General features: G+C 68.8%; 23 protein-coding genes. 9 read left to right on the top strand and 14 right to left on the bottom strand.

The features are described from left to right. Positions 1 to 84: 84 nt before the first annotated feature. The 3 genes from EGT67_RS16780 to EGT67_RS16770 all read right to left on the bottom strand — a co-directional run bounded on the left by EGT67_RS16780 (position 85) and on the right by EGT67_RS16770 (position 4,799). Positions 85 to 1,806, bottom strand: coding sequence for a cholesterol oxidase substrate-binding domain-containing protein (locus EGT67_RS16780; protein ID WP_127917283.1), 1,722 nt, complete (start codon positions 1,804 to 1,806; stop codon positions 85 to 87). Between the two features lie 241 nt (positions 1,807 to 2,047). Further along, the gene (locus tag EGT67_RS16775; RefSeq protein ID WP_164877590.1) at positions 2,048 to 3,838 is read right to left on the bottom strand and encodes a cholesterol oxidase substrate-binding domain-containing protein; all 1,791 of its coding nucleotides are present in this window, start codon (positions 3,836 to 3,838) and stop codon (positions 2,048 to 2,050) included. Positions 3,839 to 3,986: 148 nt separating this feature from the next. Next, the gene (locus EGT67_RS16770) at positions 3,987 to 4,799 is read right to left on the bottom strand and encodes a metal-dependent hydrolase (protein WP_127917210.1); all 813 of its coding nucleotides are present in this window, start codon (positions 4,797 to 4,799) and stop codon (positions 3,987 to 3,989) included. Positions 4,800 to 4,952: 153 nt separating this feature from the next. On the opposite strand from EGT67_RS16770, the gene EGT67_RS16765 reads away from it, so the two are divergent. The 5 genes from EGT67_RS16765 (at position 4,953) to EGT67_RS16745 (ending at position 10,632) form a co-directional block, all read left to right on the top strand. Beyond that, a complete protein-coding gene (locus EGT67_RS16765) occupies positions 4,953 to 6,323 on the top strand; it encodes an MFS transporter (RefSeq protein ID WP_127917209.1) in 1,371 nt (456 codons plus the stop codon). Further along, positions 6,323 to 7,789, top strand: a complete 1,467-nt coding sequence (locus tag EGT67_RS16760) for a pyridoxal phosphate-dependent decarboxylase family protein (protein ID WP_127917208.1) — start codon at positions 6,323 to 6,325, stop codon at positions 7,787 to 7,789. Before EGT67_RS16765 ends, EGT67_RS16760 begins: the two co-directional genes overlap by 1 nt. A gap of 50 nt (positions 7,790 to 7,839) precedes the next feature. Beyond that, positions 7,840 to 8,844: an ABC transporter permease gene (locus tag EGT67_RS16755; RefSeq protein WP_127917207.1), complete on the top strand. Its 1,005-nt coding sequence runs from the start codon at positions 7,840 to 7,842 to the stop codon at positions 8,842 to 8,844. A gap of 200 nt (positions 8,845 to 9,044) precedes the next feature. Continuing rightward, positions 9,045 to 9,356, top strand: coding sequence for an ArsR/SmtB family transcription factor (locus EGT67_RS25350; protein ID WP_127917206.1), 312 nt, complete (start codon positions 9,045 to 9,047; stop codon positions 9,354 to 9,356). A gap of 91 nt (positions 9,357 to 9,447) precedes the next feature. After that, positions 9,448 to 10,632 (top strand): MFS transporter, encoded by a 1,185-nt coding sequence (locus EGT67_RS16745; RefSeq protein WP_127917205.1) that lies wholly within the window; start codon positions 9,448 to 9,450, stop codon positions 10,630 to 10,632. 3 nt (positions 10,633 to 10,635) lie between these two features. On the opposite strand, the gene EGT67_RS16740 is transcribed toward EGT67_RS16745, so the two are convergent. Together EGT67_RS16740 and EGT67_RS16735 are read right to left on the bottom strand one after the other, a co-directional pair. After that, positions 10,636 to 12,102, bottom strand: a complete 1,467-nt coding sequence (locus tag EGT67_RS16740) for a catalase (protein WP_127917204.1) — start codon at positions 12,100 to 12,102, stop codon at positions 10,636 to 10,638. 20 nt (positions 12,103 to 12,122) lie between these two features. Continuing rightward, entirely contained in the window at positions 12,123 to 12,653 is a 531-nt protein-coding gene (locus EGT67_RS16735; protein ID WP_127917203.1) for a Fur family transcriptional regulator, read from the bottom strand. A 222-nt stretch (positions 12,654 to 12,875) separates the two neighbouring features. On the opposite strand from EGT67_RS16735, the gene EGT67_RS16730 reads away from it, so the two are divergent. Next, positions 12,876 to 13,394 carry a hypothetical protein gene (locus EGT67_RS16730; RefSeq protein WP_127917202.1) on the top strand — a complete coding sequence of 173 codons (519 nt, stop codon included), beginning with the start codon at positions 12,876 to 12,878 and terminating at the stop codon, positions 13,392 to 13,394. A gap of 121 nt (positions 13,395 to 13,515) precedes the next feature. On the opposite strand, the gene EGT67_RS16725 is transcribed toward EGT67_RS16730, so the two are convergent. Both EGT67_RS16725 and EGT67_RS16720 read right to left on the bottom strand, forming a co-directional pair. Then, entirely contained in the window at positions 13,516 to 13,947 is a 432-nt protein-coding gene (locus tag EGT67_RS16725; RefSeq protein ID WP_127917201.1) for an SRPBCC family protein, read from the bottom strand. Between the two features lie 62 nt (positions 13,948 to 14,009). After that, on the bottom strand, positions 14,010 to 14,624 hold the full coding sequence (locus EGT67_RS16720; protein ID WP_127917200.1) for a TetR family transcriptional regulator: 615 nt from the start codon (positions 14,622 to 14,624) through the stop codon (positions 14,010 to 14,012). Positions 14,625 to 14,751: 127 nt separating this feature from the next. Between EGT67_RS16720 and EGT67_RS16715 the strand changes: the two genes are divergently transcribed. Further along, a complete protein-coding gene (locus EGT67_RS16715) occupies positions 14,752 to 15,528 on the top strand; it encodes an SDR family oxidoreductase (RefSeq protein ID WP_127917199.1) in 777 nt (258 codons plus the stop codon). Between the two features lie 19 nt (positions 15,529 to 15,547). Then, a complete protein-coding gene (locus tag EGT67_RS16710) occupies positions 15,548 to 16,351 on the top strand; it encodes an IclR family transcriptional regulator (protein WP_127917198.1) in 804 nt (267 codons plus the stop codon). A 15-nt stretch (positions 16,352 to 16,366) separates the two neighbouring features. Here the strand turns inward: EGT67_RS16710 and EGT67_RS16705 are convergent, their stop codons facing one another. The 3 genes from EGT67_RS16705 to EGT67_RS16695 are packed head-to-tail and all read right to left on the bottom strand — an operon-like array spanning position 16,367 to position 19,808. Then, positions 16,367 to 17,284, bottom strand: a complete 918-nt coding sequence (locus EGT67_RS16705; protein ID WP_206612423.1) for a formylglycine-generating enzyme family protein — start codon at positions 17,282 to 17,284, stop codon at positions 16,367 to 16,369. 20 nt (positions 17,285 to 17,304) lie between these two features. Continuing rightward, positions 17,305 to 18,264: an HAD family hydrolase gene (locus EGT67_RS16700; RefSeq protein WP_127917197.1), complete on the bottom strand. Its 960-nt coding sequence runs from the start codon at positions 18,262 to 18,264 to the stop codon at positions 17,305 to 17,307. 5 nt (positions 18,265 to 18,269) lie between these two features. Continuing rightward, the gene (locus EGT67_RS16695; protein ID WP_127917196.1) at positions 18,270 to 19,808 is read right to left on the bottom strand and encodes an arylsulfatase; all 1,539 of its coding nucleotides are present in this window, start codon (positions 19,806 to 19,808) and stop codon (positions 18,270 to 18,272) included. Between the two features lie 259 nt (positions 19,809 to 20,067). Here EGT67_RS16695 and EGT67_RS16690 point away from each other — a divergent pair, with 259 nt between their 5' ends. Then, positions 20,068 to 20,490, top strand: a complete 423-nt coding sequence (locus EGT67_RS16690; RefSeq protein ID WP_127917195.1) for a Rieske (2Fe-2S) protein — start codon at positions 20,068 to 20,070, stop codon at positions 20,488 to 20,490. Between the two features lie 59 nt (positions 20,491 to 20,549). Here the strand turns inward: EGT67_RS16690 and EGT67_RS16685 are convergent, their stop codons facing one another. From EGT67_RS16685 to EGT67_RS16670, 4 genes are all read right to left on the bottom strand, one after another. Further along, a complete protein-coding gene (locus tag EGT67_RS16685) occupies positions 20,550 to 21,173 on the bottom strand; it encodes a class I SAM-dependent methyltransferase (RefSeq protein WP_127917194.1) in 624 nt (207 codons plus the stop codon). 87 nt (positions 21,174 to 21,260) lie between these two features. Beyond that, positions 21,261 to 22,391: an amidohydrolase gene (locus EGT67_RS16680; protein WP_127917193.1), complete on the bottom strand. Its 1,131-nt coding sequence runs from the start codon at positions 22,389 to 22,391 to the stop codon at positions 21,261 to 21,263. A 16-nt stretch (positions 22,392 to 22,407) separates the two neighbouring features. Further along, entirely contained in the window at positions 22,408 to 24,291 is a 1,884-nt protein-coding gene (locus tag EGT67_RS16675) for an alpha/beta hydrolase family protein (RefSeq protein ID WP_421958140.1), read from the bottom strand. After that, complete coding sequence (locus EGT67_RS16670; RefSeq protein ID WP_127917192.1) at positions 24,288 to 26,072, bottom strand: N-acetylglutaminylglutamine amidotransferase; 1,785 nt, start codon at positions 26,070 to 26,072, stop codon at positions 24,288 to 24,290. The genes EGT67_RS16675 and EGT67_RS16670 overlap by 4 nt, the downstream gene beginning before the upstream one ends.

Here is a 26,072-nt window from a genome sequence, read left to right as displayed (position 1 = left end):
CGATACCGGTGATGCCGGCATCCCGAGGACCCTCGGGATGCCGGCATCACTGTCTCCAGCGCTCCGATGCCGTAGGAGGGGGGACTACGGCAGCAATCGGTCGTGGAAGCTGTTGGCGAACACACGGTGCGGGTCGTGTGCGTTGAGCGACGTACGCGCGGCCGCAAAGTTACCCGATGCCGGGATGCCAGTGGTGTAGGCGGCCGGCAGGGTCTGGGTGAGCCATTCCTGATCGCGGTGACCGCCCTGGTCGGTGAAGGCCCACCCCTTGGCCCACTCGGACCGGAACGTCGCGTAGTCGCCCGAGTAGTTCTGGGCCATCCAGCGTTCCATCTCACGGAAATACTCGGCCGCGCCCGGCGTTCCGGGCAGCGTCACCACGTTCATCCAGATGCACGTATCCCAGTCCGGATGGTCCGGACGCGGACGCACCGCCGACAGGTTCGGCGGGCCGGCCGACTCGACGAGTACCTCCGCCTGGTCGTCGACCTTGCACATGCGCACCTCGAACGGGCCGTTGATCGGATACTTGCCGCGCCACGCCAGATCGCTCATCCAGCGCCGGTGCCACGTCGTGAACTCGTTGATCACCCGCTGGATGTTCGAGCGCTTGGTGACCACCACGCCTCCACCGGCGATCACCCTCAGGGTGGTGGGCCGGAGGTAGAAGAGCAGGTCCTTCGACCAGCCCCACAGATCGCCGGTGCCGGTGGCGGCCAGGCCCGCGGAGACCGCCGTCAACTGCGCGATCCCGAATCCGGGCGTGCCGATTCCCAGCCCTGCCGCGCCCTTTCCGAGCATGTTGGTGAGCGACTCGGGGATGCTGTCGGAGAACGAGTAGTTGTAGGGGCCGGTCACCTCGCGCGACTGCGCGGGCTTGGCAGGTGTCGGCGTCCACACCTTCAGCCAGGGATTCTCGGTGAACGGGAACCAGATCGCCTCGACGCGGCCCGACTTCTCGACGTAACTCTCGAAGGTTCGGCCCCGTGACCCGGCGGTCGCGAACATCTCCCTCGCGGTGATGTCGAGGAAACTCTGACACCGCAGCCTGGTGTTCGCGCCGGCCTGGAGCGTCACCGACGTGACGAAGCTGCGCCCCAGATGGGTGAGCAGCGCGGTGATCTCGGGTTCCGCGCGGGTGAACTCCCGCAGCGCGTACCGGTCGGCGCTCGCGTCCCACACCACCGCGGTCATCGCGGTGACCAGGTTCGACAGCGACCCGAACGACTGCCCCGGGGTGACCGTCTCCCCCGCGGCCGGGTAGGTCGCGCCGTGCGCGCCGATCGCGAGCACACCGGCGATCGAGAGGTCACCGATCGCCGGCGAGTTCGCCCACCCGAGACCGTGGCTCTGCAGCGCGGTGAGGATCGCCTCGACGCTGGCCCCCGCGCCCGCGGTGACGGTCGCCGGGGTGCCGCCGGGGTTCACGGCCACCGAGTTCAGGTGGGTCATCGTGTCGACCAGGATCGTCGTCTCGACACTCTCACCGGGCACCACCGTCAGCGGGCTCCACCCGTGCATCGTGCCCTTGGCCCGGACGCGGTAGCCGTTGTCCTTGGCCCAGTTCGCAACCCGCACCACGTCGTCGGGCGTGCGTGCGGTCGCGGTCCACACCGCGTCGAACGCGATGTCCTTGGCCCAGTTGACGTACCCCTGCTGCGCGAGCGGGATGTCCTCGGGGAACGAGGGCGGCAGCGCGATGGTGACCCGCGGGTCACCGGCGGGCAACGCCTGCGCGGGGGTCCACCCGGAGGCGATCAGCGCGGCTGCGCCGGCGGTGGCAGCCAGAAACCCTCTGCGTGACAGTCCGTTCTCGCGGGATTCCACGGATCTCGGCTCCCTATCGTGTCGTCGGGAAGCGGTGTTCGTATTCCTCGTCCGCAGCGAACCTGGACCGAGAGATGTTTCGACACCGCGTAATTCGGAAAAGTGTTGGCGGGGACTCGGGAAGGCGTTTCCCGTCGATCCCCGGAGACGGGCATGCCGGCGCCCCTCACGACACCGACATGCCCGGTTCTCCAGTTCAGCTACGCTGCAGCGGGATCCGCTACGGCAGCAACCGATCGTGGAAGATGTTGGCGAAGATTCGATGCGGATCGCGGGCATTCAGCGACACCCGAGCCGCCTCCCAGTTGCCCGACGCCGGGATGCCCGTGGTGTAGGCGGCCGGCAGGGTCTGGCCGAGCCACTCCTGGTCGCGGTAGCCGCCCTGGCCGGTGAAGCCCCACCCCTTGGCCCACTCGGACCGGAACGTCGCGTAGTCGCCCGAGTAGTTCTGGGCCATCCAGCGTTCCATCTCACGGAAGTAGTCGGCGGCACCGGCGGTGCCGGGCAGCGTGACCACGTTCATCCAGATGCACGTGTCCCACTCCGGGTGGTCCGGACGCGGGCGCACCGCCGACAGGTTCGGCGGGCCGGCCGATTCGACGAGTACCTCCGCCTGATCGTCGACCTTGCACATACGCACCTCGAACGGACCGTTGACCGGATACTTGCCCTGCGCGGCCAGTGCCGACATCCGATTGTTGTGCCATGTGGTGAACTCGTTGATCACCCGCTGGATGTTGGCCCGCTTCGTGACGACCACGCCGCCACCCGCGGTGACCCGCATCGTGGTGTGCCGCAGGTAGAACAGCACATCCTTGGACCAGCCCCACAGGTCGTCGGTGCGAGTGCCGGCGAGACCGACCTGCACCGCGGCCAACTGGCCCTTACCGAACGCCGGTGTGGCCGACTGGATGCCGCCGGCAACCTGACCGAGCAGATCGGTGAGCGGCTCGGGAAGGTTGTCGGTGAAGAAGTAGTTGTAGGGGCCGAACACCTCCCGCGACTCCGCCGGCTTCACCGGCGTCGGCGTCCAGATCTTGAGCCACGGCTTGTCGGTGAACGGGAACCAGATCGCCTCGACGCGGCCCGACGTCTCGACGTAACTCTCGTACGTCCGGCCCGGCGACCCGGGGGTTGCGAACATCTCCTGCCACGGGATGTCCATGATGCTCTGGCAGCGGAGTCGGGCGTTCGCGCCGGCCTGGAGTGTCACCGACGTGACGAAGCTCCGCCCCAGATGCGCGAGCAGCGCGGTGATCTCGGGTTCGGCGCGGGTGAACTCCCGCAGCACGTACCGGCCCGCGACCGGATCCCACACCACCGCGGTCATGGCGGTGACCAGGTTCGACAGCGACCCGAACGACTGCCCCGGGGTGACTGTCTCCCCCGCCGCCGGGTAGGTGGCGCCGTGTGCGCCGATCGCGAGCACGCCCGCGATCGAGAGGTCGCCGATCGCCGGCGAGTTCGCCCACCCCAGCCCGTGCTCCTGCAGCGCGGTGAGGATCGCCTCGAGGCTGGCGCCGCCGCCGGCCGTCACCGTCGCCGGGGTGCCGCTCGGATTCACGGTCACCGAGTTCAGGTGGGTCATCGTGTCGACGAGGATCGTCCTCTCGACACTCTCGCCGGGCACCACCGTCAGCGGGCTCCACCCGTGCATCGTGCCCTTGGCCCGGACGCGGTAGCCGTTGTCCCTGGCCCAGTTGGCGATCCGAACGACGTCGTCGGACGTGCGTGCGGTCGCGGTCCACACCGCGTCGAACGCGATGTCCTTGGCCCAGTTGACGTACCCCTGCTGCGCGAGCGGGATGTCCTCGGGGAACGAGGGCGGGACCGGGAGGTCGGACACCGGTCCACCCGACCCGGTGGAACCGCTGGAACCGGCGGCCGGAAGCGCGAACGCCGGGGTCCAGCCCATGCCGCTCAGGGCAGCGGCGCCCGCTGCAGCACCGGCGGCGCGGCCGAGAAATCCCCTGCGGGACACACCGTTACGCACTTCACTTGTCGACAACATGTTCTGGTCGGCATCCACCGATTCGACTCCGATCCTCTCGCCGGGAAACGGCGCGCCAAGCCTCGCCGCGTGATCTTCGAGTCAAACTAGAACAAGTTCGGTTTCGATGCCAGTGGTTCCGTAATACTCGTCGGGGCGGATTTCCGAACTACTGCTCGATGGGGACCGAGTTGCGCAGCGCGTCGGTGATCGCCTCGGGCGCACCGTCCACCGCCCACACCGCGAGTCCGACGGCCGCGATCGTCAACGCCGGGCCCAGCACGGCCCGTTCGAATCCGCCTCCGGCCCGGATCGCGAGGAACGACGGCAACCGCAGTTCCCACCATCGCCGTCCGCCGAGCGGGACGAACGGCGCCAGGAACGGCACGCCCTCCTTGGTGATCATGTCGCCGAGGCAGTGCGTCGCACACCCCAACGCGACGGCGACCCCGAGACCCGTCGAACCCACCTGGTCCGGAAACCACTGCCACGTCAGGATCGACAGGAACGCCGAGGCGACGGTGACGATCAGCCACCCCTTGTCCCGCGCCCAGTTCCCGAACAATCCCCGTAGCGCGAGGCCGAGGGTGAAGAAGAGCGTGACGATCAGGGCGGGGCGGCCGAACTGCCCCACCAGCGCCGAGATCCCGGCCCCGAGTCCGATCGCGAACAACGCCGTGTGCGTGAACGTGCGATGCCCACCGCGCCGGTTCCCGTCCTTGCGCCCCTTCGTCACGCGATACACGCCGAGGGACAGCGAGTCGATACCCGCGGCGAGGGCCTTCGAGATCGGTCCGAACGAACGCGCGACGGTGGACTGGGTGGTGTCGAGATCCGGGAGCAGCGCCGCGCCGGCGCAGACACCCGCGAACGCGAAGGTCTCGGCTGTGGAGGTGGGCCCACCCCAGTCCGTCGGGAGCAGGTCCGCGACGGCGAGGCCGACGACAGCACCGGACATTGCGTGGGTTGCACCCATCACCATAGGGAGACAGCACCTTTCGAGCACCAACGACAGGACACCAACGGCCGAGGGATCCGGTACCGCGGCCCCGGACCCCTCGCCGCAGACGCTAGCAACGACCACCGACACGCCGATTCGACGGCCGCGAAGGGCCCATTCGCCTAAATTGTCGCCATGACGGTCTCGAGCACCTCCGTACCCGCGGCGAATCGGCTCAGCCCCGCGACCATCCGCGGCTATGCCCTGGGATCCGTCGGCACCGGCGGGTTCTCCACCCTCCCCGGCCTGGTGTTGGCGTACTACCTCACCGACACGCTCGGCGTCGCGGCGGCGGTCGCGACCTTCGTCGTGTTCGCGCCCAAGGCGCTCGACGTGGTGCTCAACCCCGCGATCGGCGCCCTCAGCGACTCGTGGGCGCGCCGGACCGGCAGTCGACGGCTGTTCCTCACCGTCGGTGCCGCGCTGCTGCCGGTGTTCTTCGCCCTCACCTTCGCGGTGCCGGACGGCGTGGCGCCCTCCGCGGCGGCGGTGTGGGTGGCGGTGGCGTTCATCGCGTCCGCGGTGGCGTTCAGCCTCTTCCAGGTCCCCTACATCGCGATGCCGGCCGAACTCACCGACGACTACCACGAGCGGGCCCGGCTGATGGCGTGGCGCGTCGCCGTCCTCGGCGTCGCGATCCTGCTGTTCGGTGCGGGCGGTCCGGAACTGCGCGAACTCGGCGGGGGCGGGCGCTGGGGCTATCTGGTGATGGGCGTCGTGGCCGGGGCGCTGCTGGGGCTCGGCATGTTCGCGGCGTCGCGCGTGGCGCCGCGACGTCCCCCGACGGAGACCGCGGTCGGCGAGGGCGCGTCGTTCGCGGCGTCGCTGCGCGTCGTCCGATCCAGCCGCCCGTTCCGAGCGCTCCTGACGGCGTCCGCGTTGCAGGCGTTCGCGACCGGGACGATGCTCGCCGCCGCGCAGTACGCGGCCACCTATGTACTCGGCAACGAGCGGTCGGTGTCGTTCCTGTTCGCCGCGCTCGTGGGCCCGGCGGTCGCGGTGATGCCGTTGTGGTCGCGGACGGTCCGCTCGTGGGGCAAGCGTCGCGCCTACCTCTTGGCGTCGAGCCTGTTCCTCGCCGCGAACGTCGCGCTGCTCGGGCTGCTGGTGGACACCGGATGGTGGGTGTACGCGGTGGTCGCGGTCGCCGGTGTCGGCTACGCGGGCATGCAGATGCTGGGCATGTCGATGCTGCCCGACGTCATCTCCGACCACGAGCGCCGCGAGGGCGGCACAGTGCGGGCCGGCGCGTTCAGCGGCGTGTGGACGGCGGTCGAGACCATCGGCCTGGCGCTCGGTCCGGCACTGGTCCTCGCAATCCTCGCGATCACCGGGTTCGTCTCGTCCACCGACGACGAGCACGCCGTCCAGTCCCAGACCGCGATCGACGGCATCGCCCTCGCCATCTCCGCGGCCCCCGCCATCCTCACCGCCCTCAGCATCGTCGCGTTGTCGCGATACCGGCTCGCCGCCGAGGACGCCCACGCACAGAACGGAAGCCGCTGATGCAGTTCCGCCACGACCCCGCCGACATCCTCGCGCGACTGGACGCGATGCGTGCCGCGGACGCCCCGACGTCCGGCGGGCGCCTGCTGTCGTACGTGTACGACCCGGGCATCGCCGAACTGTCCGACCTCGCGGGCGCGGCGGCACTGCGCGCGCAGCCGCTGAACGGGTTGGATCCCACCACGTTCCCGTCGATCGCGGTGATGGAACGCGACCTCGTCGCGCTCGGGCGCGACGTGCTCGCGGGCGGCGACCCGGACGTGGTCGGCAGCGTCACCAGCGGCGGCACCGAGAGTTGCATGCTGGCAGTGAAGTCCGCGCGCGACACGTGGCGGGCCCGCACCGGCGCCGAGCACCGTCCGACGCTGCTGATCGGCGCGACTGCGCACGCCGCGTTCCACAAGGCCGCACACCACCTGGACCTGAAGCTCGAGGTGCTGCCGGTCGATCCCGTCACCGCGCGAGTGCGCCCCGGCGACGTCGCCGCGGCCCTGTCGCCGGACGTCGCGCTGGTCGTCGCGAGCACGCCGTCGTACGCGCACGGCGCGCTCGATCCGATCGCGGAGATCGCGGAAGTGTGTGCGGTGCAGGATGTCGCGCTGCACGTCGACGGCTGCATCGGCGGCTGGGTGCTGCCGTGGTGGCCGGATGCCGAGAGCCGGCGGTGGGATCTCACGGTGCCGGGCGTGTCGAGCCTGTCGGTGGATCTGCACAAGTACGGGTACGCCCCGAAGGGCGTCTCGCTGCTGCTGTACCGCGACCGAGACCGGCACCGCGCGCATTGGTTCGCGACCAGCCGTTGGCCCGGCTACGCGGTGGTCAACCCGACACTGCTGGGCTCGCGCAGCGTGATGCCGATCGCGGCCGGCTGGGCAGTCGCGCAGGCGCTCGGCGAACAGGGGTTCCGGGAATTGGTCGCGCCGATGGCGCGGGCGACGCGGCGACTCCGGGAGGCGGTCGACGGCATCGAGGGCCTGCGCGTGGTCGGAGACCCGGTGGGCCCGCTGCTGGCGATCGCCGCGGACGACGCGGTGCCGGTCGAGCGTCGGGTCGATCCGCACCGCTGGTCCGATGCCGCCGACGACGACGGCTGGGCGCTGCAGCCGCAGCCGCGGCACGTCCAGCCCGACGGCACCGTGCTGCCGCGAACCACGCACCTGACGATCACGCCGGTCACCGAGACCGTCGTCGACGACCTGGTCGCCGCGCTCACGAAGGCCGCCGACCGCGTCCGGGGTGTCCCCGGGGCGAGCGCGCCGGCCGAGTTCGTGGCGGCCGCCGCCCACATCGATCCCGCCGACCTGACGAGCGAGGTCAGCGCGGGTGTCCTGGCGCTCGCCGGACTCGACCCGAAAGCTGGACTCGACGGCCCGAAGGCCGACGTCCTCGCGCTCGTCGAGGAACTCCCGGCACCCGTCGCCGAACGCCTGCTGATCGAGTTCCTGGCGCGGTTCCTCGAGCCCTGAAAGCTGCGGAACCGCCACCACGGACGGCGCGACGTGGGCACACTCGATGTATGGCAGCGACGTCGACGCAGTCAACGAATGCCAACCGCCCGGACCGCAGCGAGATCGTGCGCGGCACCGCCGTCCCCGTCCTGGTGGGGCTGCTGATCGGGGCCATCTTCGCGGCGGTGTTCCTCGCGGCGTTCCACGATCCGAAGCCGCACGACCTGCCGGTGGCGGTCGTCGCGCCGCCGCCGGTCGTGGCCGCGGTCGAGGCGCAGTCCGCCGCCAACGGCAACGCCTTCGACGTGCGCCCCTACGACTCCGTCGAGGTCGCGCGTGACGCGGTGAGCACGCACGAGGTGTTCGGGGCCTTCGTCGCCGGCACCCCGACCGCGGAACTGATCGTCGCCGGCGCGAACGGACCGCCGGTCACCGAGGTGCTCACGCGGGCGTTCGGGGCGGCCGCCGGCGCGGCCGGGGCGACACTGACGGTGACCGACGTCGCCCCGCTGGCGGCGGGCGATTCCCGTGGTCTGTCGGTGTTCTACGCCGCGTTCGGGGTGGTGCTCGCCGGGTTCCTCTTCGGTCTCACGAGCATGCAGGCCGGCCCGCGCCTGCCCGCGGCCTGGCGTGCGGTGAGCGCGGTGGCCTTCGCGGTCCTGGTGAGCATCGTCGTCGCCTGGCTGGTCGGGCCGGTCTTCGACGCTCTGCCGGCGTCGTTCCTCCTGACCTGCACACTCGTCGGCCTGCTCGCGCTGGCTGTCGGGATCTCGACCGCGGCACTGCTCAAACTCTTCGGGCCCGTCGGCATCTTCGTCGCCGCCGTGGTCCTGCTCGTGTTCGGAAACGCAACCAGCACCGGCATCCTGCCTGCACAGTTCCTTCCGGGATGGCTGGAACCGCTCGCCGGCATCCTGCCCGTCGGCGTCACCGTCCGCGCCCTGCGCGGCGCCGCCTACTTCGACAACCACGGCGTCGCGGCGGGCATCGCGGTCCTCGAGGCCTGGATCTTCGGCGCCGTGATCGTGTACGGGATTGCGTCAATTGTTCAAAGCCGACGGCGGGGAGCATGATGGAGGCAAGATCCGACACGGGAGGCGGTTATGGACACTCTGCTTCTCTGGCTGGCTGCGACCCTCATCTACTGGTGGGGCTTGATTCCCTGATCGCACCGCCGCTGCGCGCGAGCGCCCGACACATCGGTTTGACATATTACGACAAATCTAAAAATATAGATTTGTCGTCATCGAGAACCCGCCGAAGCAAGGAAATCGTGGACCCGCTCACCGTGCACAAGGCACTCGCGAACCCCGCACGCCTCGAGTTTCTGCGCTGGCTGAAGGATCCGGCACGATTCTTCGACGAGAGCACCTACCTCGAACAGGGACTGGGGTTCCACATCGGCGTCTGCGTCGGCGACATCCAGTCCCGGTGCGGATTGTCCCAGTCCGTCGTCTCCAGCTACCTGCAGACGTTGCGGGACGCCGGACTGCTCGAGTCGGAGCGAATCGGCAAGTGGACGTACTACCGCCGCAACGAGCGGACCATCGCCGAATACGCGGCATACGTGCGCGACACACTCTGAGCGCGCGGCCCCGCCCGGGTTCGACATCTCCTGACACATCTACAAAACGCGATATGTGGATCGATACCGCCCCTACGCACGAAAGCTGGTCATGACAAGAAGTTCAGTGTCCCTGTCGCTGCTCGCCCTGGGCGTGTTCAGCATCATCACGACGGAGATGGGCGTAGTCGGCGTGCTGCCACAGGTCGCCGACCGACTGGGCGTGAGCACGTCGACGGCGGGTCTGCTCGTCGGAGTGTTCGCTCTCGTCGTGGCCGCCTGCGGGCCGTTCATGACACTCGCCGCGTCCCGGATCGACCGCCGGACCGTCCTCGCAGCGACGATGGGCGTCTTCGCGGTCTCGAACGTCGTGTACGCGGTGACCACGAGCTTCCCGGTGATGCTGGCGTTCCGCATCCTTCCGGCGCTCTTCCATCCGGTCTTCTTCTCGGTCGCGCTGACAGCGGCCGTTCGGCTGACCCCGGGCACCGATCCGGCGCGGGCCGCGGCCCGCGTGTTTGCCGGTGTCACAGCCGGTTTCGCATTCGGCGTGCCGCTGACGTCGTACGTCGGCGGGCACTTCGATCTCGCCGCCGCGTTCTGGATCGCCGCCGCCATCGACGTAATCGCGCTCGTCGGCATCGTGTCCGTCGTGCCCCCGATGCCCGCCGACGAACGGCTCTCTTACCGGACCCAGCTGAGCGTGTTGCGCAGCCGCGACCTGTGGCTGTCGATCGCGTCCGTCGCGTTCGTGTTCGCCGCGATGTTCTCCGTCTACGGCTACTTCGCCGAGTACCTGAGCGACGTCACCGACATGAACGCAACATGGGTCAGTGCAATGCTTCTCGTCTTCGGTGTCGTGATGATCTTCGGCAATTTCGGGTTCGCGGCGCTGCTGCGTGCCAGTGTCGTCCGCACGGTGGTGGCGTTCCCCGTCCTGCTGGCGTTCGTGTTCGCCGCGATCTTCGTGGTCGGCGGGCAGTTCGCGCCGATGGTCGTAGTCGTCGCGATCTGGGCGGCAATCCACTCCGGTGGCCTCATCGTGGGCCAGACGTGGCTGGGCCGCGACGCCCACGACGCTCCGGAATTCGGCAATGCCCTGTTCGTTTCGTTCTCGAACCTGGGAATCACCTTGGGCACGAGCGTCGGTGGCTGGACACTTGCGACGGCCGGCACCCACGCGCTGCCGTGGACGGGTGTGGTGTTCGCAGTGGTCGCACTGGTGCTCGTCGGGGCGCGTCTGACGTCGGGAACGCGCGACGCCCGACCGGGCGAACCCAGCCGGGCGTCGGCGTGAATCTCACTTCGATGCCGCGCGCACGCCTTCCTCGATCTTCTTGCCGAGTTCGGCGTCCACGTTCTTCCAGTACTCGAAGACGCGGGCGAGCACCGGTTCGCGCACACCGCCGAGGACGTGGCCGACGATGTTGCTCACCAGACGCTCGCGGGCGGCGTCGTCGAGCACCTCGCGGACCAGGGTTCCGGCCTGCGTGAAGTCGCCGTCCTCCGGGTGCTGGATGTACCCGGCGCGCACGGCCTCACCGTCGAACGCCCACAGGCCCTCGTCACCCGCCGCCGACGGATCGGCGTGCGGCCCACCGAACGAGTTGGGCGCGTACACCGGGGTGTCGGCGGTGTTGAACGTGTACCGCATCGCGCCCTCCTTGGAGTAGGAGTTCACCGGCGCCTTGGGCGCGTTCACCGGCAGGTCCGCGTAGTTGGTGCCGATGCGGTACCGGTGCGCGTCGGCGTACGAGAAGACGCGTCCCAGCAGCATCTTGTCGGGGCTGAATCCGATGCCCGGCACCACGTTCGACGGCTCGAACGACGCCTGCTCGATCTGCGCGAAGAAGTTCTCCGGGTTGCGGTTGAGCGTCCACTTGCCGACCTCGATCAGCGGGTAGTCCTTCTGCGACCACACCTTGGTCAGGTCGAACGGGTTGAAGCGGTAGCCCTCGGCGTCGGCGACCGGCATGATCTGCACGTTCATGGTCCAGCTCGGGAACTCGCCGCGCTCGATCGCGTTGTAGAGGTCCGCACGGTGGTAGTCCGGGTCCGAACCGGCGAGGGTGTCGGCCTCGGCCTGGGTGAGGAACTCGATGCCCTGGTCGGTCTTGAAGTGGTACTTGACCCAGAAGCGCTCACCGGCCGCGTTCACCCACTGGTAGGTGTGCGAGCCGAAACCGTCCATGTGCCGCCACGACTTCGGGATGCCGCGGTCGCCCATCAGCCACGTCACCTGGTGCGCGGTCTCCGGACGCAGCGTCCAGAAGTCCCACTGCATGTTGTGGTCGCGCAGACCCGATCCCGGCAGCCGCTTCTGCGACCGGATGAAGTCGGGGAACTTGATCGGGTCCTTGATGAAGAAGATCGGCGTGTTGTTGCCGACGAGGTCGTAGTTGCCTTCCTCGGTGTAGAACTTCATCGCGAAACCGCGCGGGTCGCGCCACGTGTCGGGGCTGCCCTGCTCGCCGGCGACGGTGGAGAACCGCACCAGCGACTCGGTCTTCTTGCCGGGCTGCAGGAACTTCGCCTTGGTGTACTTGCTGACGTCACCGGTGATGACGAGCTCGCCGAAAGCGCCGCCGCCCTTGGCGTGCACGATGCGCTCGGGCACCCGCTCGCGGTTGAACTGCGCGAGCTTCTCGATCAGGTAGTGGTCGTGCAGGAGAATCGGGCCCTGTGTCCCCGCGGTGAGCGACTCGTCGTCGCTGGCGACGGGGATTCCGAAGTTGTTCGTGGTCGGACGTGATTGTGCGGACGTCATTTTGCGAAGCCTCCTTGGCACTACTGGGCTGTGGCTGTCTTCGAAGTGATCGACCCACCCGATCCGGGCACATCGTCTTGATTCTGTGAGCTGGTAACGGCCCGTGCCCCGGTTTTCGTCGAATCGTTTCGGCAATCGGGACACAGACCCCAGAACACGACCTCGGCTTCGTCGATCTCGAAACCGTGGTTGCTGGAGGGCTCCAGGCAGGGAGCGTGGCCGACGACGCAGTCCACGTCGACGACCGTGCCGCACGAGCGGCACACCAGGTGGTGATGGTTGTCCGCGGTACGGGTCTCGAAGCGCGCCGGCGAGCCCGCGGGCTCGATGCGGCGCAGCAACCCCACCCGGACGCAGGCCCCGAGCACGTCGTAGATCGCCTGAGTCGAGACCGACCCGAGCTGACGACGCACGTCGGTGGCGATCTCGTCCGCATCCGAATGCGGATTGGCGGCAACCGTGTTCAGGACCGCAACGCGTGGAGCCGTGACCCGCAGACCCGCATCCCGTAGCCCGGCGCGGGGGTCGAAGTCGTGCTCTCCTTGTTGCATGACCCCAGTATGCCCCTTTTCTGGAACAAGTCAATAAAACGAACAAGTCCAGTTCGCCGACCCTCGCGTGAGCGGGTGCGATTGCACCGCTAGCGTGAGCGCTTCGCGTTCGTTTCTCTGGGGGGACAGATGTTCGTAGCGGGTGGTCGACGGCTGCGCCGGGCACGGGGGGTGGTTGTCGCGGCGGTCGCAACCGTCGCGGTAGCGGGGTGTGCGACGGAGGTGACGGGGACGCCGACGGCCCGGTCGGGCTCCGCCGCGGCCACAACGGGCAGGAACTCCGACTCTGCCACCACCGATTTCACCGCATGGGCCGGCGAATACTGCCGGATCGCACAGTCGTCGGCCGAGTCGAGCGCCGCCATCGACCAGATTCCCACCGACGACATCTTCTCGGGCGAAACGGTCGCCGAACTCCGGAAGGCCCTGACGGCCGGCCTGCCCGCACTCGACGCACTGATCGACCTGCCGGCGCCGCCGGTCGCCGACGGCAAACGGATCGGGTCGCTGCTCGACGCCACCTTTCGCAACCTGAAACAGGTCAGCGAGGACATGATCGCCGTGCTGGACGCCAATCGAAAGGGCCTCGATGCGGCTGCGGCGCAGGAGATCGCGGATGCGTACGACCGCACCGACGAGGGGCTGAGCGAGGCGGACAATGCCAGGCTCGAGGAGTTCCACCGCAGCATCGAGGACCTCCGACTGCCGGCGTGCGCGGCGCTCGTGGCCGGCATCCCGTAACGGCGCGGATCGTTCCGCCGGAGTCGCGCCGATCCGCTCGGACCAGGTCCCGCGCCCAAGTTGACGTCCCGCGCGCACGATCGTGCGCGCGGGACGTCATTTTGCGTGTGGCGCCGCCGGATCAGGCGTCGGCGAAGTGCGCCTGCACGGCCTGCAGGCCCGCGACGTAGACGCCGTCGCCGAAGATCTGCTCCACGGTCGCGACCGCATCGTCCTCGGACTTGTACTCTGCGCTCCAACGGATCTCGGACTTGTCGCCCTGCGGGGTCACCTCGAGGGTGGCGACGTAGTCGCTGATCGGGAGCATCGGATCGAGCACCTGGTAGCTGTAGCTGCGCGCCTCGGGATCACGGGCGACGAGGAGTTCGCGCGCGACGACGCGGCCCTCGACCGAGAAGCTGCGAATCGAACCGACCTGCGTCGGGTCGCCCTCGAGTTCCGCCGGCGGGACGGCGGGATGCCACTCACCGAGGCCGCCGAAGTTGCCGATGTGCGCCCAGACGCTGTCCGCGTCGGCCGCGACGACGATGGTGCGTACCAGTGATCGAGTCATGGGGGTCTCCATTTCTGCTGTCGAACTACATTCGAAGGGGTTGGGGGTCAAACATTTCGGGGCTATCGGTCGACGTCCAGACGCAGGACGGACAGCGCGGACGCCGCCAACTGTCCGATGTCGACGGGGCCTGCGGGGTCGTCCGGATCGCACGTCACCCAGTACTCGATCGTGACGGTGAGCGCGCCGAGCAGCATGTGCGACAACAGGCGAGCTTCGACACCTTCCGGATCCAGGCCCGCCCGTTCGGCGAGGTGGGGACGCAGGTCGTCGGCAAGGTCGTGAGCCGCCACCATCCACCGCGCCCGGATTCCGGGCACCGACGTCATGATGACGAACAGATCGCGGATGGTGACGAGGGAGGCGTACCGGTCCTGGCGCACGCACTCGACGAAGGCCTCGTGCACCGCGGTCGCCACGGAGTCCGTCATCGGGCGGGCGGCGAGGTTGTCCGCGAAATCCCGGATGCCGGAGGTGAGCACCGCCGTGAGGGTGTCCTCCTTGGCCTCGCAGTGCCGGTAGAACGTGCGCACCGAGATCCCGGCACCCTGGGCGATGCCCTCGACCGACGTCGCGTCGAAGCCCTCGGCGATGAACAGTTTCGCGGCGGCCGCCGCGATGTCCATGCGCACGGCGTCGCGCCGACGCTCGGCCAATCCCCGCTGGTCGCGTTCCACGAAACACCTCCGGATGTGTCTTGACACACACTAGCAGGGTGGCACAAACTGACACCCTGGCACAGATTGGCACCCGAATCGTGGCGCCGGTCACCCCCGGCCTTCCCCCGAGACGAAAGGGCAGGACATGCCCCGCACGTTCCTCGTCACCGGCAGCGCCTCCGGAATCGGCGCCGCGACCGCCGCCTACCTGCGCAATCAGGGCGTTCGCGTCATCGGCGCCGATCTGCGCGACGCCGACATCACCGCGGACCTCGCCACCGAGGCGGGCCGCACCGGGCTGGTCGAACAGGCCCGCGACCTCACCGGCGGACAACTCGACGGCGTCGTCGCGTGCGCCGGCGTGGCACTGTTCGATCCGCTGACGATCAAGGTCAACTACTTCGGGGCGGTCGCCACCCTCGAGGGCCTGCGCCCGCTCCTGGCGGCCGGCACCGACCCGCGCGCCGTGGTGATCTCGTCGGTCGCGTCGCTGCATCCGTCCGATCCGGCGATCGTCGACGCCGCACTGGCCGGCGACGAGGTGGCCGCGGTGGAAGCGGCGAGGGCCGCGGTCGCACAGGGCGACGGCGCGCAGATCTACGCATCGTCGAAGGTCGCGATCGCACGATGGGTCCGCCGCGCCGCGATCACGCCCGAGTGGGCCGGGGCCGGCATCCCGCTCAACGCCATCGCGCCCGGCACGATCGTCACCCCGATGATCCAGGCGATGCTCGACACCGAGGCGGGACGTCAGGCCATCGACGGTGCCGTCCCGATGCCATTGCACGGCCACGCCCGCCCCGAGCAGGTCGCGCCGCTGCTGGCCTGGCTCACCTCACCGGAGAACACGCACGTCACCGGCCAGGTGGTGTTCGTCGACGGCGGCGCCGACGCGGTCCTGCGCGGCGACCGGACCTGGTGACCCGACGGAAGGAACGGTCGTGACGACACTCGATCAGGGAACGCTTCTCACGTCGTCGGAGCGGGTGGTGCCGCCGTCGATGGTCGATCGAATGACGGTCATCCTCGACGCCTTCGGCGGGTTCTCGGCGCGGGTCCCCCTGGAGGAGTTGGCCCGCCGCACCCGATTGCCGCGTTCGACGGTGCACCGCATCCTCGACTCGCTGCTGCGTCTGGGATGGGTCGAGCACTCCCCCGGCGGTTATCACCTGGGCCCGCGCCTGCACCGCCTCGGCGGGGGCGCGGGACACGGGGAGATCCGCGCGGCCGCCGCTCCGACCCTCAACGACCTGCACCACCGGACCGGCCTGGTCGTGCACCTGGGCGTCCTCGACGGCGCCGAACTGCTGTACCTCGACCGGATCGGCGCACGCCCCTCCTCACCGTCGAATGCCCGTGTCGGAGGCAGGGTTCCGGCGCACGCGACGGCCGCCGGAAAGGCGATCCTGGCGGGCCTGGTCCCGGAGCACGTCGACCGCATGTACGACGGGACGGCGCTGCGGCGCTGTACCGATCGGACGATCCCGGACCTGCCCGCGCTGCACCGAGACCTGGGCCGTGCCCGGACCCGACGCGGGGTGGCGTTCGCCCGGGGCGAGTCGACCGCCGGAGTCGCATGCGTGGGCGCGCCGATCCGGGTCGACGGCGGGACGGTCGCCGCGCTGTCGCTGTGCGGCGGCCTCCCCGAGGCCGCACGCCTCGAGCGGTGCGCGCCGCTGGTGCTCGACGCCGCCCGCGCCGTCGCCGCCGCCCTGGTCTCGGCGGAGCAGTTGCTCTCCGCCTGACGATCCGCGGACCGATTACACGGAGTCGGCGACGCAGCGGAAACCGATGTGGCTCATGCCTGTGTCGACCATCTGCGGTCGCCGTGCGGCGGGACGGTAGCGGCGGCAGTAGCTGTCGGCGCACAGGAACGAGCCGCCCTTGATGACCTTGCGGGGCACCCGGAACTGGGGCTGACGACTGTCGAAGCTCTGCGACATCTCGGGCCCGCGCGGGTTGAGCGGTGCGCAGCACGAACCGGCCGAGTCGACGTGGCGTTCTCCGTACCAGTCGTCGGTCCATTCCCACACGTTGCCGGCCATGTCGAACAGCCCGTACCCGTTGGCCGGGTAGCTGCCGACCGCCGCGGTGGTGCCGTACCCGGAATCGGCGCGCCAGGGAAAGTCGCCGTGCCAGAAGTTCGCGAGCCTCTGCCCGCTCGATTCGGCGTGGTCGCCCCAGGTGAACTCGGCGCCGTCGAGGCCGCCGCGCGCCGCCGCTTCCCACTGTGCCTCGGTGGGCAGGGCGCGTCCGGCCCACTCCGCATAGGCCCGGGCGTCCTCGTGGGCGACGTGGACCACGGGGTGGTCTTCACGGCCGTCGATCGAGGACCCCGGGCCCTCCGGATTCCGCCACGATGCTCCGGGCGTCCACCGCCACCATTGGCTGAGGTGTCGAAGATCCACCGGCCCAGTGGTTCTGACGAAGACCATCGATCCGGGCACGAGATTCTCGACGGGCGCCCCGGGATACTCCGCGGGATCCAGCGGGCGCTCGGCCACGGTCACGTAGCCGGTGTCCGCGACGAAGCGCACGTACTGGGCGTTGGTCACCTGCCGGGTCTCGATGGCGAACGCGTCCACCCGGACACGGTGCGCCGGACCCTCCTCCGGATAGTGCTGCTCCGAGCCCATCGTGAAGGTCTGGGCCGGAACCTGGCGGAGTTCGGTGGCGATGACGGTGTCGGTGTCGGTGTTCAAAGGACCCCTTGCGCTCGAGCGGTGTCGGGAGTGAACACCTCGTGCCAGTCATTCTTCATGCTCACCACGGTCCAGTCGTTGCGACGCGCGTGATCGAGCGCGTCCTCCGCTCCGGCGACGTAGTCGAACTCCCGGTCGCCGTCGTCGTGGTGGATCAACAACCGCAGCGCCGGCACCCCGGGCAGTTCGGAGAACGCGAGCATCGGAAGGTCGCCGTTGGAGTTGCCGACCGACAGGATCGGGCGCCGACCGATCCGGCTCCAGATCCGCACCGGCTTCTCCGGGCCGTCGTCGAAGAAGTCCATCGCGGCCTTGTAGAGCAGGTCGGTCGTGCCCTCGCCCTCCCGGTACGAGAGACCCAGGGCGCTGCCGATGATGCGTTCCGGCGGCACCCCGTACAGTTCCCCGGCGATCGGGCGCATGAAATCCCGATCGCCGCCCGAGGCGATGTAGGTGGTGAACCCGTTGGCCTCCAGATAGCGCAGCAACTCGACCATCGGCGTGTACCCGCACCCGCGATACGGGCGAGCCAGTGTCGGATGATCCGCGGCACCGAAGAAGCCGGTCACGCGGGCGTCGTACTCCTCGACGGTCACCTCGCCGAACGCCCGAGTGATCGCCCCCATCAACAGCTTCAGATCCGCGTCGTCGCCGTGATAGTGCTTCACCATGGCGGCGCCGAGCCAGTGCGTGTCGTTCTCGTACGCCGCCTTCCACGGCTGCTGCGACCTCAGCGACGGATCGCGGTCCGCCATGTCGGCCAGCCGTCGGATCGTGAAATCCAACTGGATGGGCATCGGCTGCTCGCACCACAGCGTGCCGTCGTTGTCGAACACCGCGACTCGCGCCACGGGTTCGACGTAGTCCGACCCGCCCACCTCGGTCACCCTCTCGACGAAATCGACTATGGCGGACCTGGTTTCCCCGTCCACCCACGATTCCAGAGTGTCGGCCACGGCGATCAGTCCCTCGCCAGGAAGGCGTGCAGCTTCTTCACTGCATGATCGATCGTGAAGGTGGCCGGCTCCTGCCGCGGCGGGAACTCCTTGAACGTGTCGAGGAAGGCGGTACCGATCGCGGTGCCGTAGAAGACGATGTAGTCGTGGTCGAGGAACCAGTCCCAGTAAGTGTTCGACGTCGAATCGGCCCGCTCGTACGGGTCGGTGCGAAGGTTGAACAGCTTCGGGACCCGCAGTTCCGTGAACGGTTCCGCCCAGATCCCCAGCGTGCCCGTCGCCCGCTGCTCCATGAAGACGATCTTCCAGTTCTCGAACCGCACGCCCAGCACGTCGCAGTCGTCGGAGAAGTAGACCATGCCGCGGCGCGGGCTCCTGTCGACCTCCCCGGTGAGGTACGGCAGCAGGTTGTAGCCGTCGATGTGGACCTTGAACGTCTTGTCCCCGGCGGCATGCCCCTGCTTCAGCTTGTCGACGATGTCCGTGTCACCGGCCGCCGCGAGGAACGTGGGCAGCCAGTCGTGATGTTGGACGATGTCGTTGGAGACCACCCCCGCGGGGATCCTGCCGGGCCACCTGATCACCTGCGGAACCCGGAAGGCGCCTTCCCAGTTGGTGTCCTTCTCACTGCGGAAGGGAGTGGTCGCGCCGTCCGGCCACGTGTTGGCGTGCGGGCCGTTGTCGGTGCTGTAGATGACGATCGTGTCCTCGGCGAGGCCCAGTTCGTCGATGACGTCGAGGACCTGACCGACGTTCTTGTCGTGGTCGATCATCGTGTCGTGGTACGGCGACTGCCAGGTGCCCGACTGCCCCAGGCTTTCCGGCTTCGTGTGCGTGCGCAGGTGCATGTGGGTGAAGTTCACCCACAGGAAGAACGGTGTCTCCGCTTCGTGCTGGCGCCGGATGAAGTCGACAGCCGCATCGGCGATCTCGTCGTCGATGGTCTCCATCCGCTTCTTGGTCAGCGGACCGGTGTCCTCGATCCTCTGCCGCCCCACGCGGCCGAAGCGCGGATCCTCGGTGGGATCGTCCTCTTCGGTGGCCCACGAGCGGAGGACGCCCCGCGGCCGTTGCAGGTTGTACAGGCGGGGGTAGAGCTTCGCGTCGGGATAGTCCGGGAGCTCCGGCTCTTCCTCGGCGTTGAGGTGGTAGAGGTTGCCGAAGAACTCGTCGAACCCGTGCACGGTCGGCAGGTACTTGTTCAGGTCACCGAGGTGGTTCTTACCGAACTGTCCGGTCGCATACCCGAGCGGCTTGATCAGTTCCGCGATCGTCGGGTCCTCCGCGGACAGGCCGATGTCGGCACCGGGCATCCCGACCTTGCTCATCCCCGTCCGATACACGCTCTGACCTGTGATGAACGAGGCACGCCCCGCGGTGCAACTCTGTTCCCCGTAGGAGTCGGTGAACTTCATGCCCTCGTCCGCGAGGCGGTCGATGTTCGGCGTCCGGTAACCCATGATCCCGTCGCTGTAGCAACTGAGATTGGTGATCCCGATGTCGTCTCCCCAGATAACCACGATGTTCGGCTTCGAATCCGGCATCACCAGTCTCCTCGTCCGTTCGGCACGGCGTGACCGTTCCCCGGGCCCGCTCGTGGCGTGCGATCAGTCCTCGGATCAGGGTTCCCGGCGATGCCCGGTGTCACATCACCCGTACCGGATGAAGGACGCAGCTGTGCGTTCCGTCGCTTTCTCGCATCCAGGGATTCGGAACGATCCGCCGCGCTGGTAGTGTCCGGCCACGTTGGGGGCGCTGGACGATCGTTACGCCGCTCGTCGGCGGCCGAATGTCGAAGTGAGGATGAAGTCCGTGAGTGACACCCGGACGGAGGTTCCGAGGCGCGCCTTCTTGATCACCGCCTGCGCGGCCTGCGGACTCGCCGCCACTGCCTGCAGTTCGGGAACGAGTGGGGGCGACGCGAGCACCACCATCAGTGATCCGATCGAGGTACCCGCCTCCGACGTCCCCCTCGGGGGCGGGATCGTCCTGACTGCGAGCAAGGTCGTCGTCACGCAACCCGAGAGCGGCGTCTTCAAGGCCTTCTCGGCGGTCTGCACGCACCAGGGTTGCCTGGTGATGGGGGTTCGGGACGGTGCCGTCGAGTGCCCTTGCCACAACAGCCGATTCTCCGCAGCGGACGGCTCCGTCGTCCGAGGTCCGGCACGACAGCCACTTCAGCCTCGAACGGTCACAGCGTCAGCCGGCACTCTGACCATCACGTGATCGGCCGGCGCATCTCCCGGTGTGACGTGACCGGCATCGGACCCGGACGGCGTCGGCGCTCAATCAGCAATGGGCTCTGCGACCCCGAGTGAGAGGGCTCCCATGATCTTCGGCGCACCCTTCTCGTAGAACGTGTCCAGGTCACGGATCTCGAAGCCTGCGGCCCGAATGAGGTCGGGAATCTCGCGCGTGATGTGGCAACCGCCGGCGACGACTTTCTGGATCGGCTCGAGCCGGCGCTGCCAGCGCTGAACCTTCGGGTGGGGCGCGAGTCCGTGCTCGACGAAATGGAGGGTGCCGCCGGGTTTCAGGACTCGCCGCACCTCGTTCAACGCGGCATGGACGTCGGGGATGGTGCACATCGTCCACGTGGACAGGGCGGTTTCGAAGGTGTTGTCGGAGAACGGAAGTGACTGACCGTCGAGTCCCGATCGCTCGACCGGGACACTGGCGTGAGCGAGCCGTTCACGCGCCAGCCTCCACGCTTCGTCGGCCGGTTCGACGGCGCTGACGGAATCGACGGCCTCCGGGTAGAAGGGGACGTTGAGACCCGAACCGAACCCGATCTCGATCACGCGACCGTGAAGGCCCGCGCATACCCGCTTCCTCGACGCTTCGGTCAGCGAGTTCCCACACGAGACGTCCACCAGGCGCGGAACGATCCGATCCGTGTAGAACCCCAAAGCCGACCCCCTGCTCGCGCTGCGTTGACGCGCCCCAGCATGGCATACCGAATCGATGGTTTCCGGCGGAACGGATCGAGGCTCGGACTACCCGCCGTAGGCGAGGGCGAGCAGCGTGCGCACCCCGTACCCGAGGGCGCGCTCGTCCAGGTCGAAGTCCGGGGTGTGCAGGTCGTGTCGCGGGCTGCTGCCGTCCCAGACGCCCAGGCGTGCCATGGCGCCCGGGACGTGTTCGAGATACCACGCGAAGTCCTCGCCGCCGCTTGACTGTCCGGCCTCGGCCAGATTCTCGAGCCCCACGACGGACGCGATCGCGGAGATCAGCTCGCCGGTGGCCTCGGGGTCGTTGACCACCGGCGGCACGCCCTGCACGTAGTCCAGTTCGTGGTCGACGCCGTAGGGGGCGAGGAGGTCTGCGACGGCGCGCCGCACCAGCGGTTCCACCGTGGCCCACGTCTCGTGTGCCGCGCTGCGCAGGGTGCCCACCAGTTCCCCCGACTCCGGAATGGCGTTGCCGACCCGGCCGGCCTGGATCCGTCCCCATGTCAGGACGGTGGCGGTCCGAGCGTCGATCCGGCGATCGAGCACCGACGCCAGCCCGGTCACCAGCACGGCCGCGGCGTGGATCAGATCGCCCGTCAGGTGCGGACGCGCCGAATGTCCGCCCGCGGAGGACAACCGCACCGTGAGCATGGCACCGGACGAGGTGATCGGGCCCGCGCGCGTGGCGAGTTTGCCGACCTCGAGTTGTGGTGCGCAGTGCAGGGCGAAGATCCGCGAGACGCCCTCGAGTGCGCCCGCCGCCACGACCTCGAGGGAGCCCCCCGGGGTCGTTTCCTCGCCGGGCTGGAAGATCAACCGCACCCGCTGCGGAGGGGGCTCGGCGGCAAGCACGGTCGCGGCTTCGAGAAGCATCGCGGTGTGCGCGTCGTGCCCGCACGCGTGGCACACGCCCTCGATCGCGGAGGCGTAGGGCACCCCGGTGGTCTCCGTCAGCGGGAGCGCGTCGAGGTCGGCCCGCAACGCGACGCACGTCCGGGTGTCGGGGCCGACGTCGCACCACAGTCCCGTCCCGCCGGGCAGGATCACCGGATCGAGTCCCAGCGAGCGCAGATGATCGTGCACCAGTGCGGTCGTCCGGAATTCCGAGAAGGACAGTTCGGGGTGGGTGTGCAGATCCCGCCGCCACGCGACGAGCCGGTCGTGATCGATAGGCATCCTCGAGGCACCCCCGTCAGATCGCCGACACCGGGGCGCCGGCCCGGGCCAGCCGGCTGGTCAGCCAGTTCACCATGGTCTTCGCGAGCGTGTCCCGGTTCTCACGCTTGGTGATGTCGTGGCCCTCGTCGCCGAACAACAGGAGTTCGGCGGCGCCGCCCCGAGCCTGCACGGCCGCCACCATCTGTTCGGACTCGCTGACCGGCACGTTCGTGTCGGCGGCGCCGTGCACCACGAGGAGGGGCGCCTTCAGGGCGTCGACGCGGTGGATCGGCGACAGTTCCGCCAGCAGTTCCCGGTCGTGCTCCGGATGCCCGTACTTGGGATAGGCGGCGGCCGCGATCCAAGGCTCGGTGTCCGCATAGAAGGTCTCGAGGTTGCTCATGCCGCAGATGGCGATGCCCGTGGCGAACAAGTCGGGGTGGAACGTGAGTGCCGCCAGCGTCAGGTACCCGCCGTACGAGTGCCCGGCGCACGCGATCCGCGCGGGGTCGGCGAATCCGTTGTCGACGGCGTAGCGCACGCAGTCCGCGACATCGTCGATGCCGGCGAATCGGCCGTACCGCTCGTCGGCATGCATGAAGGTGCGGCCGAATCCGCCCGAGCCGCGCACGTTGGGCGCGAAGACCGTGATGCCGGCGTCGACGAGCGCGGGAAAGTAGTCGCTGTATCCCGGGCGTTCCTGAAGCTCCGGCCCACCGTGGAACCAGAGCATCACCGGCCCGGGGCCGTCCCCGCCCGCACGGTACAGCCACCCGGTCAGGGGTAGCCCGTCGCGCGCGGTGAACTCGACGAGCATCGGGGCGTCGGCCCGGGCGATCCGGGTCCGCGCCGGTTCCACCGGACCCCACTCGCCCGTTCGCGGGTCGACGATCTCCACCGACGGCGGCATCCCGGGGCCCTGCACCGTGACCGCCAGCAACGAGCCGTCGGCACTGATGCTCAGCTCGGATGCCACCAGCCCCGGCAACCGGATCGGCGAGTCGAGCGTGCCGTCCGCGAGATGCAGGATCTGCAACTCGCTCAGCCCCTTGTAGTTCCACAGCAGGGCCACGGTGGCGTGATCGTCGCTGACGACGAACTCGTCGAGTCCGCAGTTGTCCCGCTCGGCCAGAACCCGGTAGGAGACGCCTCGCTCGGAGGCGGCAACTCCCAGCAGCCGCGCGAACTCCGCACCGTTGTCGCTGCGCACGAGCGCGCGGACGTACTTGTCCGGTTCGCCTTCGCTCGACGCCCACGGCGACCGGTGCTGGCCGAGCACACCGAGGATGCGATGGTCGTCGAGGATGACGCCGGCATCGGTGGTCGACCCGAAGTCCGACGGCAGCATCGGGATCCGGCTGCCGTCGTCGCGGTGCAGCAGCAGTTCGCGGTGCCCGCGGGGGCCCACCCGCAGCAGCGCCGATCCGGCCCACGCGTCGACGAGGACGCTGCCGACACGGCGATCGAGCACGACGGCGTCCTGGGTGTGCGGATCGACCAACCGCGCCTCCGCCACGCCCTCCTCGTCGGTTGCGGTGAGCGCCAACCGGTTCCCGTCCCATCCGATCAGCTCGGTCGATGCCGCGTGCTGCGACCCGACAAGGCGCGCCGAGCGGTCGTGCGGGTCGGTTCGTACGACCCACACCTGGGTGCGGTTGCTGCCGTAGGGAGCGATCTGGCACGCGAGCCACAGACTGTCCGCCGAGTGCACGATCCGTGTGACGGGACCGGGCACGGGTAGTTCCACACGACGGTCCGTGCTGCCGTGCCGGCCCGACAGGAATCGCTGCACGGCCCACGGATATCCCCCGTCGTCGACGAGGTGGGCGAATCCGGTCGCGTCGGGCGACACCGATGCGCCCGACGTGAAGCGGATGTGGTGTCGGCCTTGTCGTTCCGTCGGTTCCCGGGCGGTCACAACCGCTCCATCGCCTGCAGCCACATCTCCAGCAGACCCACCTGCCACAGGGTGTTCACGCCGCGCGCGGTGCGGATGTCGTTGGGCGCGGCGAACAGCGCGTCGAGCGCTTCCGGCCGGTACAGCCGTCGATCGCGGGCGCTGCGGTTGCGCAGCGAATCCTGCACGAGGTCGAGTACGTCGCCCTCGAGGTGTCTGATGCCGGGCACCGGGAAGTAGCCCTTGGTCCGGTCGATCACCTCGTTCGGCAGCAGGCCGCGGCTGGCCTCCTTCAGCACGCCCTTGCCGTCGCCCGCCAGTTTGAGCCCCGGCGGGCAGGTGGCCGCCAACTCCACGAACTCGTGGTCGAGGAACGGCACCCGAGCCTCGAGCCCCCATGCCATCGTCATCGTGTCGACCCGCTTGACCGGATCCTCGACGAGCATCACCGTCGTGTCGAGTCGCAGTGCGGCATCGACGGAGGTGTCGGCACCCGGTGCGCTGTGGTGCCGGACGACGAATTCCGAACTGACGTCGCGGTCGAGGCAGTAGTCGGGGTCGAGCAGGGCTGCGATGTCCTCGTGGGTGCGGTCGAAGTACACCTTGGCGTAGGCCTCGGCCGACTGTTCCCGCGCCACCCCCACCAACGGCGGATACCAGTGGTAGCCGCCGAGGATCTCGTCCGCGCCCTGCCCGGACTGCACCACCTTGACGGACCTGGACACCTCCTCCGACAGGAGGAAGAACGCCACACAGTCGTGGCTGAGCATCGGCTCGCTCATCGCCTCGACGGTCTTCGGCACCGCCGCGGGCAGCCGCGACGGATCGATGTGGATCTGCCGGTGAGCGGTGCCGAAGGTCCGCGCCACCAGGTCGGAGTAGAAGTATTCGTTTCCGGATTCACCTCCGGCCGAGTCGAATCCGATGCTGAACGTGGCCAGGTCCCGCTGCCCCTGTTCGGCAAGGAGGGCCACGAGCAGGCTGGAATCGATGCCGCCCGACAGCAGCACCCCCACGGGAACATCGGCGACCATCCGTCGCGACACCGCCGTGCGCAGCGAGTCCATGAGGGCGTGCTGCCATTGCACCGGCGTCCACGACGCCCGTTCGGGCGACGGCTCGAATCGCGGTTCCCAGTATCGCCTTTCGGTGGAGTTTCCGTCCGGCCGCACCACCCGGATCGTCGCCGGTGGGAGTTTGTGGACGCCCTCGAACATGGTGCGCGGCGCCGGTACCGCCGCGGCGAAGCTCAGATAGTGGTGCAGCGCCACGCGATCGATCGTGGTGTCGATCCCGCCTCCACGCAACAGCGCCTGCAGCGTCGAGGCGAACCGTAGCCGCCCCGGCCGCTCGGCGAAGTACAGGGGCTTGATCCCCAGTCGATCACGGGCGAAAGTCACCACGCCCGAATCGATCTCGTGTATCGCGAAGGCGAACATGCCCTTGAATCGGTGGACGCAGTCCGCGCCCCAGCGGTGGAAGCCCTTGAGTACCACCTCGCTGTCCGCCGTCGAGAAGAACCGGTATCCGGCCTGCTGCAGCTCCGCGCGCAGCTCCTTGTAGTTGTAGATGCAGCCGTTGAACACCAGCGACAACCGAAGTTCGCTGTCGACCATCGGCTGACCACCGCGCGCCGACAGGTCGATGATGCAGAGCCGGCGATGACCGAACGCCACCGATTGCCGGGCGTACGCGCCGGCCGAATCGGGCCCGCGTGTCACCATCATGTCGGTCATCCGGGCCACCGCGGCCACGTCGGGCGTCGTCCCGTCGAAACGAACCTCACCGCATATGCCACACAT

This window comes from Prescottella agglutinans (assembly GCF_004011865.1).
GTDB classification, from domain to species: Bacteria; Actinomycetota; Actinomycetes; order Mycobacteriales; family Mycobacteriaceae; genus Prescottella; species Prescottella agglutinans.
The sequence above is the reverse complement of the archived record's forward strand: the minus strand, read 5'-3'. Positions and strand labels throughout refer to the sequence as shown.

Bases quoted from the DNA above. Each gene is read 5' to 3' on its own strand.
- EGT67_RS16775 (WP_164877590.1), bottom strand. From the start codon at position 3,838: ATGTTGTCGACAAGTGAAGTGCGTAACGGTGTGTCCCGCAGGGGATTT.
- EGT67_RS16770 (WP_127917210.1), bottom strand. From the start codon at position 4,799: ATGGTGATGGGTGCAACCCACGCAATGTCCGGTGCTGTCGTCGGCCTC.
- EGT67_RS16765 (WP_127917209.1), top strand. From the start codon at position 4,953: ATGACGGTCTCGAGCACCTCCGTACCCGCGGCGAATCGGCTCAGCCCC.
- EGT67_RS16760 (WP_127917208.1), top strand. From the start codon at position 6,323: ATGCAGTTCCGCCACGACCCCGCCGACATCCTCGCGCGACTGGACGCG.
- EGT67_RS16755 (WP_127917207.1), top strand. From the start codon at position 7,840: ATGGCAGCGACGTCGACGCAGTCAACGAATGCCAACCGCCCGGACCGC.
- EGT67_RS16745 (WP_127917205.1), top strand. From the start codon at position 9,448: ATGACAAGAAGTTCAGTGTCCCTGTCGCTGCTCGCCCTGGGCGTGTTC.
- EGT67_RS16740 (WP_127917204.1), bottom strand. From the start codon at position 12,102: ATGACGTCCGCACAATCACGTCCGACCACGAACAACTTCGGAATCCCC.
- EGT67_RS16735 (WP_127917203.1), bottom strand. From the start codon at position 12,653: ATGCAACAAGGAGAGCACGACTTCGACCCCCGCGCCGGGCTACGGGAT.
- EGT67_RS16725 (WP_127917201.1), bottom strand. From the start codon at position 13,947: ATGACTCGATCACTGGTACGCACCATCGTCGTCGCGGCCGACGCGGAC.
- EGT67_RS16715 (WP_127917199.1), top strand. From the start codon at position 14,752: ATGCCCCGCACGTTCCTCGTCACCGGCAGCGCCTCCGGAATCGGCGCC.
- EGT67_RS16695 (WP_127917196.1), bottom strand. From the start codon at position 19,808: ATGCCGGATTCGAAGCCGAACATCGTGGTTATCTGGGGAGACGACATC.
- EGT67_RS16690 (WP_127917195.1), top strand. From the start codon at position 20,068: ATGAAGTCCGTGAGTGACACCCGGACGGAGGTTCCGAGGCGCGCCTTC.
- EGT67_RS16680 (WP_127917193.1), bottom strand. From the start codon at position 22,391: ATGCCTATCGATCACGACCGGCTCGTCGCGTGGCGGCGGGATCTGCAC.
- EGT67_RS16670 (WP_127917192.1), bottom strand. From the start codon at position 26,072: ATGTGTGGCATATGCGGTGAGGTTCGTTTCGACGGGACGACGCCCGAC.